Annotated in this window: 16 protein-coding genes and 1 tRNA gene; 3 read left to right on the forward strand and 14 right to left on the reverse strand. The window is 62.9% G+C overall.

Annotated elements, in window-relative coordinates; genetic code table 11:
- Nucleotides 1-110: 110 nt before the first annotated feature.
- Entirely contained in the window at nucleotides 111-1,037 is a 927-nt protein-coding gene (locus J2Y41_RS19345) for a LysR family transcriptional regulator (RefSeq protein WP_309930922.1), read from the reverse strand.
- Nucleotides 1,038-1,111: 74 nt separating this feature from the next.
- Here J2Y41_RS19345 and J2Y41_RS19350 point away from each other — a divergent pair, with 74 nt between their 5' ends.
- Nucleotides 1,112-2,023, forward strand: coding sequence for an EamA family transporter (locus J2Y41_RS19350; RefSeq protein ID WP_309931062.1), 912 nt, complete (start codon nucleotides 1,112-1,114; stop codon nucleotides 2,021-2,023).
- A 42-nt stretch (nucleotides 2,024-2,065) separates the two neighbouring features.
- Here J2Y41_RS19350 and J2Y41_RS19355 read toward each other — a convergent pair whose 3' ends face one another.
- From J2Y41_RS19355 to J2Y41_RS19410, 12 genes are all read right to left on the reverse strand, one after another.
- Nucleotides 2,066-2,686 (reverse strand): hypothetical protein, encoded by a 621-nt coding sequence (locus J2Y41_RS19355; protein WP_309930925.1) that lies wholly within the window; start codon nucleotides 2,684-2,686, stop codon nucleotides 2,066-2,068.
- Between the two features lie 85 nt (nucleotides 2,687-2,771).
- On the reverse strand, nucleotides 2,772-3,425 hold the full coding sequence (locus tag J2Y41_RS19360; RefSeq protein WP_309930927.1) for a TetR/AcrR family transcriptional regulator: 654 nt from the start codon (nucleotides 3,423-3,425) through the stop codon (nucleotides 2,772-2,774).
- A complete protein-coding gene (locus J2Y41_RS19365; RefSeq protein ID WP_309930931.1) occupies nucleotides 3,422-5,458 on the reverse strand; it encodes a YhgE/Pip domain-containing protein in 2,037 nt (678 codons plus the stop codon). The genes J2Y41_RS19360 and J2Y41_RS19365 overlap by 4 nt, the downstream gene beginning before the upstream one ends.
- Nucleotides 5,455-6,225 (reverse strand): ABC transporter ATP-binding protein, encoded by a 771-nt coding sequence (locus J2Y41_RS19370; protein WP_309930933.1) that lies wholly within the window; start codon nucleotides 6,223-6,225, stop codon nucleotides 5,455-5,457. Before J2Y41_RS19370 ends, J2Y41_RS19365 begins: the two co-directional genes overlap by 4 nt.
- Before the next feature lie 69 nt (nucleotides 6,226-6,294).
- Nucleotides 6,295-7,752, reverse strand: coding sequence for an NAD(P)/FAD-dependent oxidoreductase (locus tag J2Y41_RS19375; RefSeq protein ID WP_309930934.1), 1,458 nt, complete (start codon nucleotides 7,750-7,752; stop codon nucleotides 6,295-6,297).
- 103 nt (nucleotides 7,753-7,855) lie between these two features.
- Nucleotides 7,856-8,542 (reverse strand): N-acetylmannosamine-6-phosphate 2-epimerase, encoded by a 687-nt coding sequence (locus tag J2Y41_RS19380; RefSeq protein ID WP_309930936.1) that lies wholly within the window; start codon nucleotides 8,540-8,542, stop codon nucleotides 7,856-7,858.
- Between the two features lie 12 nt (nucleotides 8,543-8,554).
- Nucleotides 8,555-9,532, reverse strand: a complete 978-nt coding sequence (locus J2Y41_RS19385; RefSeq protein ID WP_309931064.1) for an ROK family protein — start codon at nucleotides 9,530-9,532, stop codon at nucleotides 8,555-8,557.
- 18 nt (nucleotides 9,533-9,550) lie between these two features.
- Nucleotides 9,551-10,468 (reverse strand): dihydrodipicolinate synthase family protein, encoded by a 918-nt coding sequence (locus J2Y41_RS19390; protein WP_309930938.1) that lies wholly within the window; start codon nucleotides 10,466-10,468, stop codon nucleotides 9,551-9,553.
- Between the two features lie 37 nt (nucleotides 10,469-10,505).
- On the reverse strand, nucleotides 10,506-11,312 hold the full coding sequence (locus J2Y41_RS19395; RefSeq protein WP_309930941.1) for an ATP-binding cassette domain-containing protein: 807 nt from the start codon (nucleotides 11,310-11,312) through the stop codon (nucleotides 10,506-10,508).
- Entirely contained in the window at nucleotides 11,309-13,420 is a 2,112-nt protein-coding gene (locus J2Y41_RS19400; protein WP_309930943.1) for a dipeptide/oligopeptide/nickel ABC transporter permease/ATP-binding protein, read from the reverse strand. Before J2Y41_RS19400 ends, J2Y41_RS19395 begins: the two co-directional genes overlap by 4 nt.
- A gap of 3 nt (nucleotides 13,421-13,423) precedes the next feature.
- On the reverse strand, nucleotides 13,424-14,380 hold the full coding sequence (locus tag J2Y41_RS19405) for an ABC transporter permease (RefSeq protein ID WP_224094398.1): 957 nt from the start codon (nucleotides 14,378-14,380) through the stop codon (nucleotides 13,424-13,426).
- 100 nt (nucleotides 14,381-14,480) lie between these two features.
- Nucleotides 14,481-16,103, reverse strand: coding sequence for an ABC transporter substrate-binding protein (locus tag J2Y41_RS19410; protein ID WP_309930946.1), 1,623 nt, complete (start codon nucleotides 16,101-16,103; stop codon nucleotides 14,481-14,483).
- A 353-nt stretch (nucleotides 16,104-16,456) separates the two neighbouring features.
- Here J2Y41_RS19410 and J2Y41_RS19415 point away from each other — a divergent pair, with 353 nt between their 5' ends.
- A complete protein-coding gene (locus J2Y41_RS19415) occupies nucleotides 16,457-17,185 on the forward strand; it encodes a FadR/GntR family transcriptional regulator (protein WP_309930948.1) in 729 nt (242 codons plus the stop codon).
- A gap of 220 nt (nucleotides 17,186-17,405) precedes the next feature.
- On the opposite strand, the gene J2Y41_RS19420 is transcribed toward J2Y41_RS19415, so the two are convergent.
- Nucleotides 17,406-17,479: transfer RNA gene (locus tag J2Y41_RS19420), tRNA-Arg, on the reverse strand.
- Nucleotides 17,480-17,763: 284 nt separating this feature from the next.
- On the opposite strand from J2Y41_RS19420, the gene J2Y41_RS19425 reads away from it, so the two are divergent.
- The gene (locus J2Y41_RS19425) at nucleotides 17,764-19,590 is read left to right on the forward strand and encodes a phosphoenolpyruvate carboxykinase (GTP) (RefSeq protein WP_224094400.1); all 1,827 of its coding nucleotides are present in this window, start codon (nucleotides 17,764-17,766) and stop codon (nucleotides 19,588-19,590) included.
- Nucleotides 19,591-19,592 lie beyond the last annotated feature (2 nt).

Below are 19,592 nucleotides of genomic sequence, written 5' to 3' on the forward strand. Positions count from 1 at the left end.
CGACAGACCCCGCCAACGCTTCGACTTCTGCACCCCAAATGAGATGATCAGAACCTTCCTGTTGCGATAACCGCTAGAAACCGCCGGCTCAAAACAACCCCTATTGCGAGCTATTTGGGTTCAGGGCGGACGGGCAGCTCATGCTCTGCCGCCACTTCGCGCAGCAGCCGGACGGCATGCCGGATATTGGGGCTGGCGGTCATGGTCTTTCGATACACGATTCCCACGGCTCGCTGCTGGATGGGGTTGACGACCGGCACTGCAACGACGCCGGGTGGCAGGGGTGGCCTGCCCAGCCGAGGCACCAGTGCTACGGCCACGGCCTGCTCCACCATCGCAATATGGGTGGAGAAATCGGGATCGTAGACACGGATATCGGGGACCCGTCCAAGCCCGGCGAAGATCTGCAGGAGGGCTTCGTTGCAGATGGCGCCGGCCGGCGTACTGACCCAAGTTTCGTCCAGCAGGTCTTCACGCTCGACGACGGTCCGTCCGGCAAGTTCGTGGCTGCTGTTAACGAGGACGTCGGCCTGGTCCAGGCAGAGGTCCTCGTGCACCAGGTTCTCAGGAATGACCAGCGGCACGGAGTTCCAGTTGTGCACTACCGCAAGCTCAGCCTCGCCTGAAGCAACCCGGTGCACGGCTTCACGCGGGTCCTCCGCCAGTACGCTGACTTCAAGTTCGGAATCCCTACCGATACGTCCGAGCATGGGCCCCACCAAGCCACGGCAGGCCGTTGAGAACGCCACCAGCCGCAGCAGCCCGGAAGGCTTCGCGGGATCGGCGAGGAGTGTTGCCTGGAGTTCCTCGAGTTCGCCCATGATCCGCCGCCCATAGCCGGCGAGGGCAAGGCCCCGTTCCGTAAGGAGTACACCGCGGCCATTGCGTTCCAGGACGGCCACTCCGGTTTGCTTCTCCAGCTTCTTTATCTGCTGGGAAACCGCCGAAGGACTGTAGCCCATCACGTCCGAGGCGGCCACGACAGATCCGTGCTGTTCCACAGCTACCAGGGCGCGCAGGGCTGAAATGTCGATCATGAAGTAAACTTACTTGATTTCATACAGAATTCAACGCTGGTGCTTAAACCATTCGAGGTGCCAAAGTGATTCTTGTGAACCTTCGCCACTCCGCCCTCGCCGTCCTCGTCGCTGTCCTTTGGGGCGTGAACTTTGTCGCGATAGACCTTGGCCTCCACGCCAACGGCCGCGATGTCCCGCCGTTGCTGTTCGTCGCCTTCCGATTCCTGCTGGTCGTTTTTCCGTTCATTCTGTTTATCCGCAAACCCGACGTGAGCTGGAAGGCGATCATCGGCGTCGGGCTTTTCATGAGCGCTGGTCAGTTTGGACTGCTGTACCTGGGCATGGCTCTGGGGATGCCGGCGGGCCTGGCCTCCCTCGTCTTGCAGGCGCAGGTGCTGTTCACAGTGCTGATCGCGGCCCGGTTCCTTGGCGAGAGGCCCAGCCGCAGGCAGATGCTGGGCGTTGTGCTCGGCCTCGCGGGTCTGGGCGTGGTCGCGGTGGGGCGCAGTGCCGTGGCTCCTATCCTGCCTCTCATGATTGTGCTGGCGGCGGCGTTGTCCTGGGCGATCGGAAACGTGGTTGCGCGGCACTCGAAAGCGGCGTCGGGCCTTGGGTTGGTGGTCTGGTCCGGGGCCGTAGTGCCGCTCCCTTTGGCGGGATTGTCACTCGTAGTGGACGGCCCCAGCACAGTGTGGGCGACCATCACGGACCTCCAAATGCCCACCATCCTGAGCGCCATCTACACGGCGGTTTTCGCCTCGCTCATTGGGTACGGCATCTGGAACCGGCTGTTGACGCTCTACCCGAGTTCCGACGTCGTGCCGTTCACGCTGCTGGTTCCAGTGGTCGGCATGACGGCTGCCTGGCTGGTCCTGAACGAAATCCCAACGGCGCCCGAGATTATGGGAGGGCTGATCCTGCTCGTCGGAGTCGCGACTGCCGTGCTCGGCGCCTCACGAAAACGTCCGGAGACTCCCGTTGTGAGGCCTGCTCTGCGCGTCTAATCGCCCGCGAAGCACGCAGAGCGGGCCCCGCAACGCAGCTGGCTAGCGCTTGGAGGCGGGCTTGCGCTGTGTGGAAACGCCCGACGCCGGACGCTTGGCTGCCGTCGAAGGCGTGCGGGGTGTTGCGGGACGCTTCGCCGGAGAGGCTTTTGCGGCGCTCGAAGGACGTGCCGTCGACGTAGTTGGCCGTTTTGCAGGTGCGGCTGGACGTGAGCTGGCAGCTCGTTTGGTTGGCGTTGTGGCCCGCTTAGGCACTGGGACGGGTTGCCTGGCCCTGCTGTAACCAAACGATGGCCAGACCGCCCCGAGGAACAGCACAGCCAGCGTCCCCACCCCAGCCACTGCGGCCAGGTAGAAGTAGATGTCTGAGTCCTCGGTGCTTACAGCACTCCCCATGGCGTTGGCGTCCTGGTTGAACGCGAGGCCCCACATGCGCAGGAATGCAATGCTGAAGCCGATGAACAGGCTGGTCCCGGCAGCGCCAAGGAGAACCACGAGGTATCGCCGCCGGTTGAAGACCTGCACTATCGATGCCAAATAGCAGGTCAGCACCGCTCCCAGGAACAGGTACAGAACCAGTTCTTCGAGGACCACGGCTGCGAGCACCAAGAGCCCGAGGGACACAAAAGCGGCTACCACCGCAAGCTTTCCGCTGTTCCCCATGTGACGCATGAGTCTAATCATCGCCGACCAGCGGGCCGCGCCACGCCGTCGTAGATTGCAGTTGGATACCGTTCCCGGGGAAGACCTACTTCACGACGTACCCGTGCATGATGGTCATGACCGCGGCGACACTCTGTTCCCGGGTGCGCTCGGGGTTGTAGGTTTGCCGGTCGAGTCCCACCACGAAGATGGCCCCGAAAATGGCCGCCTCCAGGCTGCCGCGGACGATTGACTCGTCCACCTTGTATCCGGCGGCCACACGTTCCACCGCCGAGCCGATGACGGCGAGGAGTTCTGCCCGGAGTTCGGCGAACACGGCACTCCACTCGCCTGGCGTCCGCCAGTTTTCGCTCACCCACAGCCGCGCGAAAGACGGGTACTCGTCCATGAACTCCATGGCCTGGCCGACCATGTTCTTCATGGCTTCGAGGGGATCGCTGGCTTGGCCTTCGATTGCCTGGAGACGGACCAGCATGATGTCCACGCCATGCCGCAGCAGCTGCGCGATGAGGTCCGATTTGCTGCCGAAGTTGTAGTAAACCGTCCCCTTGGACACGCCGGCCGCGGCCGCGATCTCATCCACGGTCACACCAGCGGCGCCACGTTCGCCAATCAGCTCCATGGACGCTTCGAAGAGGCGCTGCCTGGTGGCGTTGGTGCGCCCGGGACGCAGCTTCTTTTCCGCGGTTCCTGCGGCGGGCCCCGGCTCTGAAGGGGCTACCGGCTGGGTGCTGGTCATACTGCGATCTCCGGCTTCAGCGTCTTGAGGGTCCACATCTTGTGTTTGCGGACAGCGAGCGTGGACAGTGCCGCTCCCAGCAAAGTGTATCCAAGCAGGCCCAGGACCGTCGGCCAGATCATGCTGAGTTCGCCGCCGTAGATCAGATGCCGCATCCCGGTGACGACGTAGCCCATGGGCAGGACTTCGTGCACCACGTGAAGTGGCATGGGAGTGGTCTGCCAAGGGAACGTACCGCCCGAGGACACGAGCTGCAGAACCAGCAGGATCAGCACCACGAACTTGCCCGGGGTTCCCATGAGCGCCACGATGCCTTGGATGATCGCGCTGAACGCCATTACGGCGGCGAGCATGAACAGCCACATGCCCACGGGGTGGGCGGCGTTCAAGCCGAGGCCCAAATTCACCACGAGGGTCAGGATCGTGGCCTGCAGGACCGAGACAACGAAGAACGGAAGCCAGCCTCCGACGGCGATTTTCCATGCCGGGGCGTTCGACGCCAGCGCCCGCTGGGTGATAGGACGCATGGCCTGTACCAGCATGAACACGCCGATCCAGAGCGCCAGCGTCAGGAAGAAGGGCGCCAGGCCGGCACCATAAGAACCTGCCTTGGCCTGCGATACGTTGTCCACCGCGACCGGATCTGCTATCACTTTGGACACACTGCTCTTCTGTTCATCGTTCGGGTTCGGGATTTCCCCGGCACCCTTGGCAAGCTCTGTGGCCAGGGTATGTGAACCATCGGAAGCCTTCACCGCGCCAGTGGCGAGCTGTCCGGCACCGTCGTTGAGTTGGTGGGCGCCGTCGTCGAGCTTTATGGCACCGTCCAGTGCGCTCTGCTGGCCGGCGGCCAGCGCGGACGCCCCGGTTTTCAGCTGCCCGGCCCCGGCCGCTGCCTGCGAAATCGCGTCCGTGAGAGCAGGCGTTGCGGCGGCGAGCTTCGATGCCCCTGCGCTCACCGCAGCTGAACCATCGGAGAGCTGCTGGATCTTGGCGGCGTCGCCCGCGATCCTGGCCTTTGCGTCCGTGACGGGGCTAGATGCGGCGGCCGCGTCGAAGTCCGCCAGGACCTTGTCTGCCTGCTCCTGCGTCAGTACGCCGGCGGTGACCAGACGGGTGTTGGATTCCACAACACGGTTGCGGAGGCCCTTGTCCGCGGCATCCAGCTGCCCGACGACGTCCTGGACCTTCGCATTCAGCTCGGCGTTCCCGGCGGCTACTTGCGCCGCACCGTCGGCAAGCTTTTGCGAATCCGCCGGGAGGGTAGCCGTTTTGTTCTTCAGCTCCGTGAGGCCCGAGCTCAGCTGTCCGGCGCCGCTGTTGAGTTGCACAGCGCCGTCGCGCAGTTTGGTCTGCCCGGCGACCAGCTGGTCTGCCCCGGTGACCAACTGCGTGGTTCCGTCATGCAGCGTTGCAGCGCCATCACTGAGCTGACCCACTCCCGTGGCGAGTTCGGACGCTCCGTCGGCAGCCTTCACGATGGAGGCGTGGATGGTACCGAAGCCGGTGAGGAGCTGGTTGGCTGTTTCCTCGCCGACCTCCTTGGCGACCGTTGAATGAACTGCTGTGGTGAGTTTGTCCACGATGGTGCTCAGCAGGTAGTTGTTGGCGTCGTTCGTGGTGACATGGAGCATCGCCTGGTTGGCGGCGTCGAAGCTGCCGGGGGAGACCAGGTTTGCGGAGAAGTCCTTGGGGATCCGCAGAGCGAAGGCGTATTCGCCGGTCCGAACACCTGATTCTGCGGCTTCGGCGCTGGAAACCTGCTTCCAGTTGAAGACGTGGCCGTCTATCAGGCTGTCAGCAACCTTCTTGCCAGCCTGCAGCTCGGTGCCATCCTTGGACGTTGCCCCCGTGTCCTCAACCACCAAGGCGGCGTCGATCTGGTTCAGATTGCCGTACGGATCCCAATTGGCGTAGAGATACACCGCGCCGTAGAGCAGCGGCACCATGGTCAGGGCCAGGATGGTCAGCTTGGGCAGGAGCCCGCCGGTCATGCGCTTGAGTTCGGAGCGGGCGAGCCGCAGAACAGTCACTTTGCAGTCCTTTGAAGGTCTTTGAATTCGGGTTCGGATGCTTCGTCTTGAATCTCGCGGGCCGGGATTGGGATCGTTGTCGCTTGCGCGTTCGTCGCCTGTGCAGGCTCGGACACTTCAACGGTTTCCGGTTCCTGCGGGTGGGCCACTGAGTTGCCAATTACGGCAGCAGGGCCAGCCCAGTTGTCCGGGAGGGCGCTGACGACGGCGACGACGGCAAGGGGCCGCCCGGCGTCGGACGCCAAAGCCTCAAGCCGGGGCAACCACGCCGAGGGATCGGCACTGTGGCGATCAGGTGAATCGACCACCAGGAGGTCGGTAGCTGGATCTGCCAAGGCGAGGGCAGTCAGGAGCTCGAGCCGGCGGCCGGCGGGAAGCTGTTCGATCCACAAGCCGGCAATGTCTTCAAAGCTGTTGATCTTCAGCCACGGTTTGCTGAGCAGCGCGCCACGGTAACGGCGGGGGATGAGGGAGAGGTCCTCTGTGACGAGGTCGCGAACGCTTAGATGCTGTTCAGGCTCATTGACGCCGGGCGAATCCACCAAGGCGCTCGCCAGCCGGATCTTCTTGGTCTTGCTGTTGTTGTCCCAACTGAGGACGCCGTTGCTGGGTTTCATGCGGCCACTGAGTGCCAAGGCCAAGGCGGTCCGCTGATCCTGGCCTTCGCCGGCCGCGAGCAAGAGTTCGCCACGACGGGCCTGGAGTGACGTTGCCGGAAGGAGATCGTCCCGGCGGCCGTTGATCTGGAGTTGCTGTACGGACAGCACAATGAGCCTTTCGCAGAAATGGTGTCTGCTGAAAGTCTAACTGAACTGACCAGTCAGTTCAAATAAGCGCTAGAGGCCGTACTTCTCCAAAAGCCGCAACCACACCTCGCTGAGGGTGGGGTACGTCGGCACAGCGTGCCACAACCTGTCCAAGGGGACTTCGCCTACGATCGCGATGGTGGCCGAGTGGAGCAGTTCAGCTACCCCCGGCCCGACGAACGTAGCGCCAAGGATGACTTTCCGGTCCTCGTCCACCACGATCTGCGCCCACCCTTTGTAATCGGCGGAATAGAGCTGGGATCCGGAGACATTGATGGGCAACTCCACTCCCGTGACGTGCTTGCCCTGGAGCAGGGCCTGCTCAAGGCTGGGACCCACCGAGGCCACTTCCGGATCTGTGAAGACGACGCTTGGAATGGCGTGCTCGTCGGCCGTATGTGCCCACGCGCTCCAGGGACGGGGCGTGCCCTGGAGCTTGCCATTTGCCCGGGCAACGATGGCATCGCCGGTAGCCCGGGCTTCGTACTTGCCCTGGTGCGTAAGCAACACATTGCCCGCGGCATCGCCTGCCGCGTAAAGCCACAGTCCACTGGTGCCATCGCTTGCCGGGCCCTCCACCAGCCCACTGGCATCCGTGGTGAGCCGGAGCGGTTTTCCGTTCTGCGGTTCAACGCCCACATTTTCCAAGCCCAAATTGGCCAATGCCGGATGCCGGCCGGACGCGACCAGGAGTTTGTCAGCCGTAACGGTCCCGCCGTTGAACGTGACGGTGACCGAGCCGTCGTCGTTCTTTTCCACTTTGTCCACATCCGTGTGGAGGTGGACTGTTACGCCATCGGCGCGCAGCCCGGCCAGGACCAGTTCAGCTGCCTCTTCGGGATAGCTGCTCAGAAGGCGACCACGAGCAATAAGTGTCACCACCGAACCAAGGCGGGCAAAAGCCTGGGCCAATTCGACGCCGGCCACTCCACCGCCGAGCACCGCAAATCGCTGTGGGATGACTTTTGCCGCAGTAGCACCGCGGGTGGTCCAGAAGGGTACGTCCTTGAGGCCCTCGATATCCGGGATGGTAGGTGTGGAACCTGTGGCCACGACCACGGCATGGTGCGCCTTGAGCGCGTAGCTGTTGCCGTCGAGCCCGTCCACCTGGACCTCGCGTGGTCCTGTGATGCGCCCTCGTCCACGGATCAGCTCGATGCCGGCGCTATCCAGCCATTCGACCTGGCTCCCGTCCTGCCAATTGTTCGTGAACCAGTCCCGGTGCTTCAGGGCCGACTTTGCGTCAATAACTCCCGTGACCGCTTCCGACGCTCCGGGAATTCCCTGCGCCGCGTGGAGCACGCTGCCTGGCCGGAGGAGCGCTTTGGAAGGAATGCAGGCCCAATAGGAGCATTCGCCGCCAACCAGTTCGCTTTCCACAACCACTGCCGTCAGTCCGCCACGAGCCACGCGGTCCGCGACATTTTCCCCGACGGCGCCCGCGCCGATCACAATTACGTCGAATTCACGGGAGTTTTCGGCAGCCATGGGAGAAGCCTACAACCGCTGCCGCCGGGTTGTGAGGCCCGTTTTGCGCGCTTCGCGTGGGTTTTGGGGCCAGAGCAGGCCCAGCAACGCGGGGGTTGAGTCCTTAGGCGTGCATCGCGCCCCTGAACCAGCCCGTAATCGTGGCCGGATGCGTGATCGCGGTGCCCACAACCACTGCGAACGCGCCGGCATTGAGGGCCTGACGTGCGTGGGCGGGGGTGTGGATGCGACCTTCGGCGATGAGCGGCTTGCCCAGTTCGGCAGAGGCGATCTGCTCCAGCAACTCCAGGTCCGGGCCGTCGGTCTTGGGGCGCTCGCCGGTGTAACCAGCCAACGTTGTGCCGATCAGGTCCGCGCCGGCTTCAACGGCTGCAACAGCATCGTCGAAGGAACCGCAGTCCGCCATGACCAGCGCCTGGGACTCGGCGTGGATGCCGGCAACGGTCGCCTGAAGGGACAAGCCGTCCGGGCGAGCCCGGCGTGTGCCATCAATCGCGACAACATGTGCACCGGCACCAGCCACGGCAAGCGCGTGCCGGAGAGTGGGGGTGATGAAGACCCCATCATGCCCGTCCTTCCAGAGCCCGATGACGGGAACTTCGACGGCGGCACGCGCGAACTGTACGTCAGCTAACCCTTGGACGCGTATCGCCGCCGCACCGCCGATGACAGCCGAGGCCGCCACCTGGGCCGTGGTGCGGGGATCGCGCATGGGTTCGCCGGGATACGCCTGGCAGGAGACGATCAGCTGGGAACGGAGGGTTTCGATGCCTTCGGGGGTCAGGATCATGTTGTCTCTCTTCTAAAGGACGAGTTTCGCGGCACCAACGATGGCAGCGGTGTTGCCCAGGGTTGCCCGCAGTACGGGGACCTCGGTCAACGGTGCCAGTAATTCCTGGCGCAAAGCCGTCTCCATGGGCTTCCACCAAAGATCGCCGGCGTCGGCCAGCCCACCAGAAATCACCACGGTTTCAGGGTCAAGAATGTTGATCAGTCCGCCCACCGCTTGGCCTGCGGCGGCCGCGCCGAGACCAACGGCACGCAAGGCGGCGGCGCGCCCGTCAGTAGACATAGCGGCAGCACCGCCGTCGTGAGTTCCCGAAGCGGCCAGCGCAAACACGCCCCGCGTGTCCGCTGCCTCACGCGAGGAACCACCAAAGCGCAGGTACGACTCATAGATGGCGGGCCCCGAAGCCACGGCCTCGACGTGTCCTGATCCACCACACACGCAGGACAACGGAACGTCGTCAAATACAGCCAGCGGCGACGCGAAGTGACCCACATGCCCACCAACAAAGCGGTGTCCGAGAACAGGTGCGCCGTTCAGCACAAAGCTCCCGCCGACGCCGGTTCCGAACGCCACCATGAGCGAACTTGAGGAGCCGGCGGCCGCGCCAAGCCAGGCCTCACCGAGGGCGTGGGCGTGGACGTCGTTGACGGCCCGGACCGCCGAAAGAGGCAGGGAAAGACGGGTGGACAGCCCCGAAACAAGCTCAGTCCCGGCCCAGCCATGAATCGCATCCGTGGCTGACACCACGGCCCCGGAAGAAGCATCAATAACCCCGGCGGAGCCGATGCCGACGCCGGAAACTGTAACTCCGGCGTCGGCAGCCCGCTCCACCAAGCCCGCGATCAGCGCCGCAGTGGCGTCGAGGATCGCTTCGCCACCGTCCCTGTTCAACGTCGGAATGGTCTCCGACATGAGCACTTCACCACGCTCGGAAACAACCCCGGCGGCAGTTTTGGTGCCGCCGAGGTCAACACCGACCACGTGCGTCATGGAAGCGGTCATGAAAATTTAGACCAGCCCGTTCCGTTCCAGAATTTCACGGATCAGCGCCGTCTCGGCATCGTTCAGGGACGGCATGGGCTCGCTCATGGTGTTGGACTCAATAACTCCCATGACCTGCAGCGCGGTCTTGAAAGCACCGAGACCTGCAGCGCCGCCGGAGACGCGACCGTTGGGGGTGTAGACGATCTCGAAGACGTCGGCCAGACGGTCCTGCTCCCTTGCTGCGAGAGCCCAGTCGCCCGTCTGGGCAGCGTCGAACAGGCGGCGGTAGCCGGCCGGATCAACGTTGCCCAGGCCCGGAACCACGCCCTGCGCACCGCCCAGGAGGGCGCCGTCCACCACAACTTCGTGACCAGTGAAGATATCGAAGTTGGGAATGTCCTTGGCGGCGAGCAGCAGTTGGCGGAACGAAACGTCGTCGCCCGAGGAGTCCTTGACGCCGGCAATGACGCCGTCGCGGCCGAGGCGTACCAGGAGGTCCGTGGGCAGCTTGAAGTGCGTGCGGACCGGGACGTCGTAAGCGAAGATCGGCTTCTCGATGGCGGCGTGGATGCTGCGGAAATGCGTCTCGGTTTCCGCCGCATTGCCGATGGCGTAGTACATGGACGTGACAACGATCGCGTCGGCACCTAGATCCACCACCTTCCGCGCTTCCTCGATCACCCGGTTGGTGGTCTGCTCGTTGGCGCCGACAATCAGTGGGACCGCTCCGGCGTTGGCGTCGGCGATGGTGGAGACCACCAGCTCACGCTCGGCGTTGGTGAGGTAGGGGACTTCTCCGGAGGATCCCAGGACGAAAAGTCCGGACACCCCGCCGTCGATCAGGTGCTTGGTGACGTTCTTCAGCGACGCGGTGTCGATGCTGCCGTCGGCGTGGCGGGGGGTGATGACCGGGGGGATGACGCCCTGGAACTGAGTGGACACAGAATTCTCCGTTGTTTGTAACTTGTGAAGGGAAAAACTAGATGTGGAGCAGGCTCGGCGCGGCGCCCAGCAGCTTCTTGGTGTAGTCGTTGCTGGGGTTGTCGAAGACCTGGGTGGCTGTGCCTTGTTCGACGATTTTGCCGAAGTACATGACGCAGATACGGTCCGAGACGTAGCGGACGGTCTGGATGTCGTGCGAGATGAACACCATGCCGAGGTTCAGCTGCGTCTTCAGGTCCGAGAGCAGGTTCAAGACCTGCGCGCGGACCGAAACGTCCAGGGCCGACGTCGGCTCGTCAGCCACAATGATGTCCGGATCCAGCGCCAGTGCACGGGCGATCGCCACACGCTGGCGCTGACCACCGGAAACCTGCGACGGCGTCACCTCGGCGGCCGAGTGCGGCAGGCCAACCAGCGCCAACAGTTCCTTGACCTTGGCAGCACGGCTGGAAGCGTTCCCGATGCCGTGGATCTGCAGGGGGTCGGTGAGGATGTCCTGGATGGTCATGCGCGGGTTGAGCGCCGTAGCCGGGTCCTGGAAGACGACCGAGACGGAGCGTCCAAACTGCTTTCGCATGGCGGCGTTCCGCTTGATGGCGGGCTTTCCGTGGAACAAGACCTTGCCCGACGTCGGTGGTTGGAGTCCCACAAGTACGGACGCGAGGGTGGACTTGCCACAGCCGGACTCACCAACGATGCCCACGGTTTCGCCGCGGCTGATGGTGAAGTCCACTCCGTCAACGGCTTTGACGATGTTGGGTCGGAAAAGTCCGCCGGTCCTTGCATGGTGGTAGACCTTGACGTCTTTGAGCTCGATGACCGGCTTGGAGCCTGAATCGCTCATTTTGCGTCCTCCTTCAGGTGGCTCGCCCAGTAGTGGTCGGCGTCGTCACCGTTGGCTGTTGGAACGGTGGTGAGGATGAGCTTCTGGTTGGGGTCGGCGTCGGCCCTGAGTGAGCGGGCCGCGAAGCGGTCTCCCGCAGCAAAATCGCGCGGTGAAGGGACTGTGCCGGGGATCTGGTGTAGGCGGACGGCGTCGGCCTCGATGGAGAGGACGGCACCCAGCAAGCCGCGGGTGTACTCGTGCTTGGGGTTCTGCAGGAGCTCGGAAGCCCGTGCGGATTCCACAACCTGGCCGGCGTACATCACCGTGATGCGGTGCGCCAGGGATGCCACCAAAGCGAGGTCGTGGCTGACGAATACCATGGCGAAGCCGAGTTGCTCACGGAGTTCGTTGAGCAGATCCACCACCTGCTTTTGCACGGTGACATCCAAGGCCGTGGTGGGCTCATCGGCAACAACGATCTTCGGTGAGCGGGACAGGGCCATGGCGATCAGCACGCGCTGGCGTTGGCCGCCGGAGAGCTCATGGGGGTAGCTGGCAAGCGTCCTGGCGGGGTCCAGTTTCACCATTTCCAGCAGTTCAGCAGGTGTCTTTCGGCCACCACGTTTGGTGAGCTGCTCCAGCTGGTCCTTGATTTTCATGGACGGATTCAGCGAGCTCAACGCGTCCTGGTAGACCATGGCAATCTGCTCCCCGCGCAGGCCCTCATATGCCTTGGGGTTGCTGTGCTGCGTCTTCGCCTCGAGGAGTTCCTTGCCATCAAACAGGATGGAGCCGGTGACTTGTGCTGTCTTGGGCAGGAGGCCCATCACAGCGAGTGACGTGATCGACTTGCCACAACCGGACTCGCCCACCAGGCCCATGGTTTCGCCTTCGCGGACCGTAAAGGAGACGTTGTCCACGATTGCGGTCTCGCCGAAACGGCCCGGGAAGCGGATAGACAGGTTTTTCACTTCAAGCACATTGCGGGCTCCGGGGGAGACCTGCGGGAGGCGGTCCGTGCGCTTGGCTTCGATGGCTGCCAGCAGTTCCAGTTCGCGGTCCAGGAGGAGGTGGGGGTTGGCGGCGGCCAGCTTCACATCGGTGAGGACGGCGGAGCTGCCCCCATCAGAAGTGACGGTGTCGCCGAAAGCCGGCCGAACGCCGTCGAGCTCGTGTTCCTCCACCACTGACGGCTGGGCAACGGAGGTGGCGACCTCGGAATCAACAGCGATAGCCGCGGCCGAGCCGTCGTCGTCCTTCACTGCCGGCGCGCGGCGCAGCTTGGGGTTCACCATGGCGTCGGTGAGGCCTTCGGCGAGGATGTTCAGGGACAGGACGGTCAGCAGAATTGTCAGGCCAGCGAACGTGGTGGCCCACCAGCCACCGGACAGGACCAGATTGCGGCCGTAGGAAATCACGTTGCCCCATGATGGCGCGGGGTCTTGAACGCCGGCCCCGAGGAAGGAGAGCGAGGCTTCCAGGATGATGGCGTCTGCCACCATCACTGTGGCGAACACCAGGACGGGAGCGGCGGTGTTGCGGACGATGTGCTTGACCAGGATGTAGAACCGGCCTGCACCGATCACGCGTTCGGCACGAACGTAGTCTTCGCCATATTGCGCAAGCACGTTGGCACGGACCACGCGGGCCAGTTGAGGCGTGTAGATGATGGCGATTGCGATGATGATGGTCGGGACCGAGTTGCCGAACGCGGCCAGCAAAACTGCGGCCAGTGCGATGCCCGGGAACGCCATGAGGATGTCCATGAGCCGCATGATGATCTCGTTGACCGACTTGCTGGACGTCGCGGCGAAGGATCCGAGCAGTGCACCGGCGAGGATCGCCAGGCCAACCGCGCCAAGGCCGATCAGCAGCGACGACTGTGCCCCGAACAGGAGGCGCGAGAAGATGTCGCGGCCCAGGCGGTCGGTGCCGAACAAGTGCTCGGCGCCGGGCGGGGTTGCCGGAATGAACGTCTCAAGGGGATCGTGCGGAGCGATGACCGGCGCGAGGACGGCCGCGAGCACAATCATGACAAGGAAGAGCAGGGCGATGCGGGAGCCCCATGGCAGGGCCTTGAAGCGGATGCCCGGGGCACTTAGCCGTTCTGCGAGCTTGCTGCGCATGAGCTATACCGTCCTGATTCGGGGGTTGATGAGCAGGTAGAGAAGGTCCACCACGATGTTCACCAGAACAAAAGTGACCGAGATGGTGAGCACCACGCCCTGGACGAGGTTGACGTCCAGGTTGGTGATGCCGTTGAGGATCAGCTGGCCCATGCCGGGCAGGGCGAAGATCATTTCAATCACGACGGCGCCACCCAGCAGATAGCCCACGCGGAGTCCCAGCACGGTCACCGGCGTGACGAGGGCATTGCGGAGAACATTCTTGGAAACCACTTCGCGGTAGGGGACGCCGTTGCCGATGGCTGTGCGGACGTAGTCGCGGTCAAGCTCTTCAACCATGGAGGTCCGGACCACGCGGATCAGCGACGCTGACACGGGAATGCCAAGCGCCAAGGCCGGAAGGGCCATCGAGTTGAGCCAGCCGCCAAAGCCGGATTCCGGCGTCGCAATTCCGCCTGAGGGGAACATCGGGTTGCTGCCCAGGGCGAACCACTGGATGAGCAGGATGCCGAGCCAGAACGACGGCGTGGCGATCGCGGCGATCGAGAAGACGCGGACCAATTGGTCCTGCCACTTGTCGCGGTAGAGGGCGCCGAGGATGCCGAATGCCAGGGAAAGAACAATCGCGATAATGACGCCCAGGAAGGTCAGCTGGAGCGTCAAAGGGAACGCAGAGCCGATCATGGAAGCCACCGACTTTGCCGGCGGGGTTGTGACGCCCAGGTCAAACTGCAGCAGCTTCCCAAGGAAACGGAAGTATTGCAGGACCAAGGGATCGTTCAGGCCATTTTCCTGGCGGTACTGCTGCTTGGCTTCTTCGCTGGCGCCGTCACCAAGGGCGGAACTGGCTTGGTCGCCGGGGGCGGCCTGCAGGACGAGGAAGACGAGCAACGTAATGCCCAGGATCATCAATGGCAATGCTGCAAGCCTGCGACCAAGCAGACGCAATATCGTGACCAATTTGTTCTCCGGTTGGTTGGGGGTGCTGCTGGTTTTGCGGTCTGCTCTGCGTGCTATTTGGGGGATTTAGGCCGCAAAGCAGGCCTCGCAACTCAGGTTTCTAGGCCGTACGTCCGACGTCGATGAAGGACAATCCGGTGGTGGGCAGAGGCTGGAAGCCCTTGAGTTTTTTCTCGTCCCAGGCGCTGGGGAGCTGGCGGTGGAGGACCGGGTAGAGGGGGACCTCGTCCGAGACCATGTCCACGATTTCGGCCACGATCTTCTTGGCGTTGTCGCCGGAGGCTTGCGACCCCTTGTTCATGAGTTCCTGCAACTTGGTGCGTTCCGGAGTGGTCCAGAAGGCGCGCTTCTCCATCCACGTGGCGCCCGAGTAGAACCAGCTCAGCAGCAGGTCCGCGTCGTTGCCGAACACGGACGGATCACCCGGAGCAGCAACGACTGTGTAATCGCCCTTGCCCACGCGGTCGCTGTAAAGGGCGCCGGACTGCAGGCTCTTCACGGTGACCTTGACGCCGGGGATCTTGTTCCAGGACTCCAGGATCAGGGGTGCAACGTCCTTCACCCACGCGGTGTCCGTGGTGAGGAGTTCGAATTCGAGGCTGCCAACGCCCGCCTGCTTGAGTAGGTCTTCGGCCTTTTTAGTGTCAAAACCATAGACGTTCCTGGCCTTGACATAGTCCGGGTGGCCCTCCTGGAAGTAGGAGCTTGCCGCCTTGGCGTTGCCGAACAGGGCCTTCTTGATGATGGCTTCCTTGTCCATGCCATAGTGCAGCGCCTGGCGGACCAGTTTGTTGTCGAAAGGGGCCTTTGCGCAGTTGAACATGAGGAACAGCAGGCCGAAGGACTGGACGGATTCCACCTTGACCTTGGACTTCAAGCCGTCGACGTCCAGGTACGGAACGTCCTCGATGGCCTGGACGCGGCCGGATTGGACAGCAGTAACACGGGCGGCTGCGTCCGAAAGAAGGAGCCAGGTCATGCCCTTGGCCAACGCTGGCTTGGGGCCGTTGTAGTCTGCGAACGCTTCGAAGACGATCTTGTCGTCCTTGACGGCGGAGACCAGTTTGTACGGACCGGAGCCGATTGGCTTGGCGTCGAAGGCCTTCAGATCGGTCGCTAGTGCCTTGGGAACGATCTTGACCACCGAGATGCGGGGTCCGAAGCCCGGGAAGGCGTACTTTAGGGTGAACTCGACGGTCTTCGCGTCGAGCGGCTTGACGTCCTGGATGAAGGGGATGAACTGCGAAAACAGGGACTTGTTCGCCGGATCCATGACACGTGTAAAGGAGAAAGCGACGTCCTCGGTGGTGACGGGGGAGCCGTCGTGGAACTTGGCACCATCGCGGATGGTCACCTGGTACGTGGTGTCGTTGATCTTCTTGGGATCCGTTGCGGCCAGTGCGTTGTAGGGCTGTCGGGTTGCCGGGTGCAGCTCGATGAGGCCTTCAAAGATATGCAGGTTGGCTGCCATCGGCGTGGCTCCCGAGGAGCTCAGCGGGTCGAAGCCCGTGGAGAGAGCGTAGGAGATGCCTGCCTCGATAATGAGGTCCTTGTTCACGGCTGCCGTGTTCGCCGCGTTCCCTGTTGTGGTGCTGGCAGCGCCGCCGCACGCAGAGAGGGTTGCCGTGAAGGCGGCTGCTGCACCAACTGCGCCGCTTAGCTTCAGGAAATTCCGGCGGCTGGCGTGGTTGACCAGCGGCAGGCTGTTGATGGTCTTGCTCATAAGGGTGCCTCACCATTCGACTGTCGTGGGTTATCGGATGTAGGACGTCCGATGCTCGTATTGAAACTGTAAGGGTGGTCACAAGGGGACGTCAAGTGAGAAGTGGATCACGGTGAGGCTGCCCGGGAAGCCGGGAACCGTCCGGTTCCTCGCCGCCAGGGCGCCTGAATGCGGAATTCTCAAGGAATTCCGAAGACATACCTATCAAGGAGGTGGGACATCCGATATTGTATGTTGCGAGTCACTCATTCTGCGGTGAGCATCAAGCTCGCCTCAATATTAACACCGCACTACTTCTGCGTCCGAGGTTCACAAGCCTCTGAGGGGAAGAGTGCATCGGCAAGGAGAGCGCCATGACAACTTCCGGTGTCGTTCCGCAAGCGCGGTTCAGTGCACAGGCCCGGCTGCGTGCATTGCAGTCGGACATTATGGAACTCATCCTTGAGCGCGAGCTCGAGGCGGGTGACCCGTTGCCCACGGAGAGTGAGCTTTCAGTCGCCCTGGGCGTAGGGCGCAATACGTTGCGTGAGTCCCTGAAAGTGCTGCAGGCCTTGGGGGTGATCGAGATCCGCCATGGCTTCGGGATGTTCGTGGCGCCCAGCAACTTCGATGCCTTGGCTGATGGCCTGACATTCCGGGGCCGGCTTTCCCTCCGGCACCAGGGACTCGAAGCCTTGCAGCTGGTGGACGTGCGGCAGGCGTTGGAGTCCGGGCTGATCGGCTCCTCCATCGATGTGATGACCAAGGAGCAGCTGGCGTCCATCGAGGAATCGGTGAAGCAAATGGAAGAACTCGCCGCCGCCGGTGAGAACTTCGTGGCGGCCGACGCCGAGTTCCACCGCCGACTATTCGAACCCCTAAACAACGAGCTGCTGATCAACCTCATGGGGGTCTTCTGGAAGGTGTACCGGAAGATCCACGTAGAGATCGGCGCAGGTAACGAGGACCTGGCCAAGACGGCCGCCATCCATCGGAATATCTATGCCGCCGTTGCAGCGGGAGACAAGGTGCTCTCGGCCGAGCTGCTCAACCGTCACTTCGACGGCATCCGGCGCCGGATCAGCGAGGCAGTGGGGGAGTAAGCGTCCCCACATACGGCAAGGGCCGCCGTCGTACTTTTCGGAAAGTACGACGGCGGCCCTTTGCGTTTCCTGCGTGGCTCACCTTCCCTGCCGCGTAACCCAACTGGGTCGCATTAGAGCACGTTTTGAGCGGTCTAAACGCGCTTAACTGCTACGTAGTTGGGCCACGGCGGGCAAAACAAAAGACCCGCACCGGCGAACCGGTGCGGGTCTCTATCTGTGCGCCCAAAGGGATTCGAACCCCTGACCTTCTGTTCCGTAGACAGACGCTCTATCCAGCTGAGCTATGGGCGCATTTCGCGTGATTCTCGGCGGTCTGTTTCTCTGACCCCCTCGAACCTCAATAAACTTTACAGAAGTTCATGTGAAGTTCCAAATCGAAAAGCTGTAATCTACGCAACTAGACCGGTCTATGTGACCTTCCTCACTTAAAACGCCGTCCCCTGAAACTGAAACCCTGAATTCTAGGGGTTTTTCGTTTCGACTCCACTGGACATCTGACGTCTGACAACGGATTGGTCTGGTCCGCGACCCCTATCGTTTAGGACACACCACTGAACCCGAGGAAGGGAACCGCAATGGGCGATCTGGCGCGACTGCCGCTGCTTGAGAAGGCACCTACTACGCATGCACGCCTGCTGGCCTGGGTTGAGGAAGTAGCCGAGCTGACTCAGCCGGACCGCATCCACTGGGTTGACGGCAGCGAAGCAGAAAACAAGAAGCTGACCGACGAACTGGTTGAGGCCGGCACCCTGAAGAGGCTGAACCCGGAAACGTTCCCGAATTCCTTCGCGGCGTTCTCCGACCCCGCCGACGTTGCCCGTGTGGAAGAGCAGACCTTCATCTGCTCCGAGAACGAGCGCGACGCAGGGTTCACGAACAACTGGATGGCTCCGGCCGAAATGAAGCAGAAGCTGCGCGGACTGTTCGCCGGCTCCATGCGCGGCCGCACCATGTACGTCATTCCTTTTGTCATGGGCCACCTGGATGCAGAGGACCCCAAGTTCGGCGTTGAGATCACTGACTCCGCCTACGTTGTAGCTTCCATGCGGATCATGGCCCGCATCGGCTCGGACGTCCTGGACCGCATCACGCAGACCGATGCATTCTTTGTGCCGGCCCTCCACTCGCTGGGCGCACCCCTGGAACCCGGCCAGGCCGACGTCGCGTGGCCGTGCAACACCGACAAGTGGATCGTCCACTTCCCCGAAGAGCGCTCCATCTGGTCCTTCGGTTCCGGCTACGGCGGAAACGCGCTGCTGGGCAAGAAGTGCTACGCACTGCGCATCGCCTCGGTGATGGCACGCGACGAGGGCTGGCTTGCCGAGCACATGCTCATCCTCAAGCTGACCTCTCCCGAGCAGAAGACCTACTACGTCTCCGCTGCCTTCCCGTCGGCTTGCGGCAAGACCAACCTCGCTTTGCTTGACCCCACCATCAAGGGCTGGAAGGTCGAGACCCTCGGCGACGACATCACCTGGATGCGCTTCGGCAAGGAAGGCGAGCTCCGCGCCGTCAACCCCGAAGCCGGCCTGTTCGGCGTCGCCCCGGGCACCGGTTGGGGCACCAACCCCAACGCCATGCGTGCCATCGCCAAGGGCAACAGCATCTTCACCAATGTTGCGCTGACCGATGACGGCGGCGTTTGGTGGGAAGGTATGACGGAGGAAACTCCGGCGCACCTGACCGACTGGCGCGGCGAGTCGTGGACTCCGGACTCCGACGCCCCGGCTGCACACCCGAACTCCCGTTTCTGCACGCCGATCGACCAGATCGACATGCTCGCCGAAGAGTACTTCAGCCCGGACGGCGTGGAGTTGTCCGCGATCCTGTTCGGCGGACGCCGTAAGACCACCATCCCGCTGGTCACCGAGGCCCGCGACTGGTCCAACGGTATCTTCATGGGTGCCACGCTTTCCTCGGAAACCACGGCCGCTGCAGCTGGCGCCGTCGGTGTTGTCCGCCGCGATCCCATGGCAATGCTGCCGTTCATCGGTTACGACGCAGGCGACTACCTGAACCACTGGGTGAACCTGTCCGCCAAGGCCAACCCGGAGCGCCTGCCCAAGATCTTCCTGGTCAACTGGTTCCGTCGCACTGCTGATGGTGGCTTCGCCTGGCCTGGTTTCGGTGACAACGCCCGCGTACTCAAGTGGGCAATCGAACGCCTCGAAGGCAAGGCGGACGCTGTGGAAACGCCGATCGGTTTCGTTCCGACCGGCGACTCCATCGACCTTGAAGGCCTGAACATGACGCCGGCCGAAGTCGAGGCGGCCGTCCGCGTTGACGCCGGCGAATGGGAAACGGAACTTGCATCCATCGAGGAATGGTTCGCCAACTTCGGCGAGTCCCTCCCCGCGGCGCTGCAGTCCGAGCTGGACGGCCTCAAGAGCCGTCTGGGCTAGAC

Source organism: Arthrobacter sp. 1088 (assembly GCF_031455315.1).
Taxonomy (GTDB): domain Bacteria; phylum Actinomycetota; class Actinomycetes; order Actinomycetales; family Micrococcaceae; genus Arthrobacter.

Bases quoted from the DNA above. Each gene is read 5' to 3' on its own strand.
- J2Y41_RS19400 (WP_309930943.1), bottom strand. From the start codon at position 13,420: ATGCGCAGCAAGCTCGCAGAACGGCTAAGTGCCCCGGGCATCCGCTTC.
- J2Y41_RS19395 (WP_309930941.1), bottom strand. From the start codon at position 11,312: ATGAGCGATTCAGGCTCCAAGCCGGTCATCGAGCTCAAAGACGTCAAG.
- J2Y41_RS19385 (WP_309931064.1), bottom strand. From the start codon at position 9,532: ATGACGCACGTGGTCGGTGTTGACCTCGGCGGCACCAAAACTGCCGCC.
- J2Y41_RS19375 (WP_309930934.1), bottom strand. From the start codon at position 7,752: ATGGCTGCCGAAAACTCCCGTGAATTCGACGTAATTGTGATCGGCGCG.
- J2Y41_RS19410 (WP_309930946.1), bottom strand. From the start codon at position 16,103: ATGAGCAAGACCATCAACAGCCTGCCGCTGGTCAACCACGCCAGCCGC.
- J2Y41_RS19380 (WP_309930936.1), bottom strand. From the start codon at position 8,542: ATGATCCTGACCCCCGAAGGCATCGAAACCCTCCGTTCCCAGCTGATC.
- J2Y41_RS19345 (WP_309930922.1), bottom strand. From the start codon at position 1,037: ATGATCGACATTTCAGCCCTGCGCGCCCTGGTAGCTGTGGAACAGCAC.
- J2Y41_RS19425 (WP_224094400.1), top strand. From the start codon at position 17,764: ATGGGCGATCTGGCGCGACTGCCGCTGCTTGAGAAGGCACCTACTACG.
- J2Y41_RS19360 (WP_309930927.1), bottom strand. From the start codon at position 3,425: ATGACCAGCACCCAGCCGGTAGCCCCTTCAGAGCCGGGGCCCGCCGCA.
- J2Y41_RS19355 (WP_309930925.1), bottom strand. From the start codon at position 2,686: ATGGGGAACAGCGGAAAGCTTGCGGTGGTAGCCGCTTTTGTGTCCCTC.
- J2Y41_RS19415 (WP_309930948.1), top strand. From the start codon at position 16,457: ATGACAACTTCCGGTGTCGTTCCGCAAGCGCGGTTCAGTGCACAGGCC.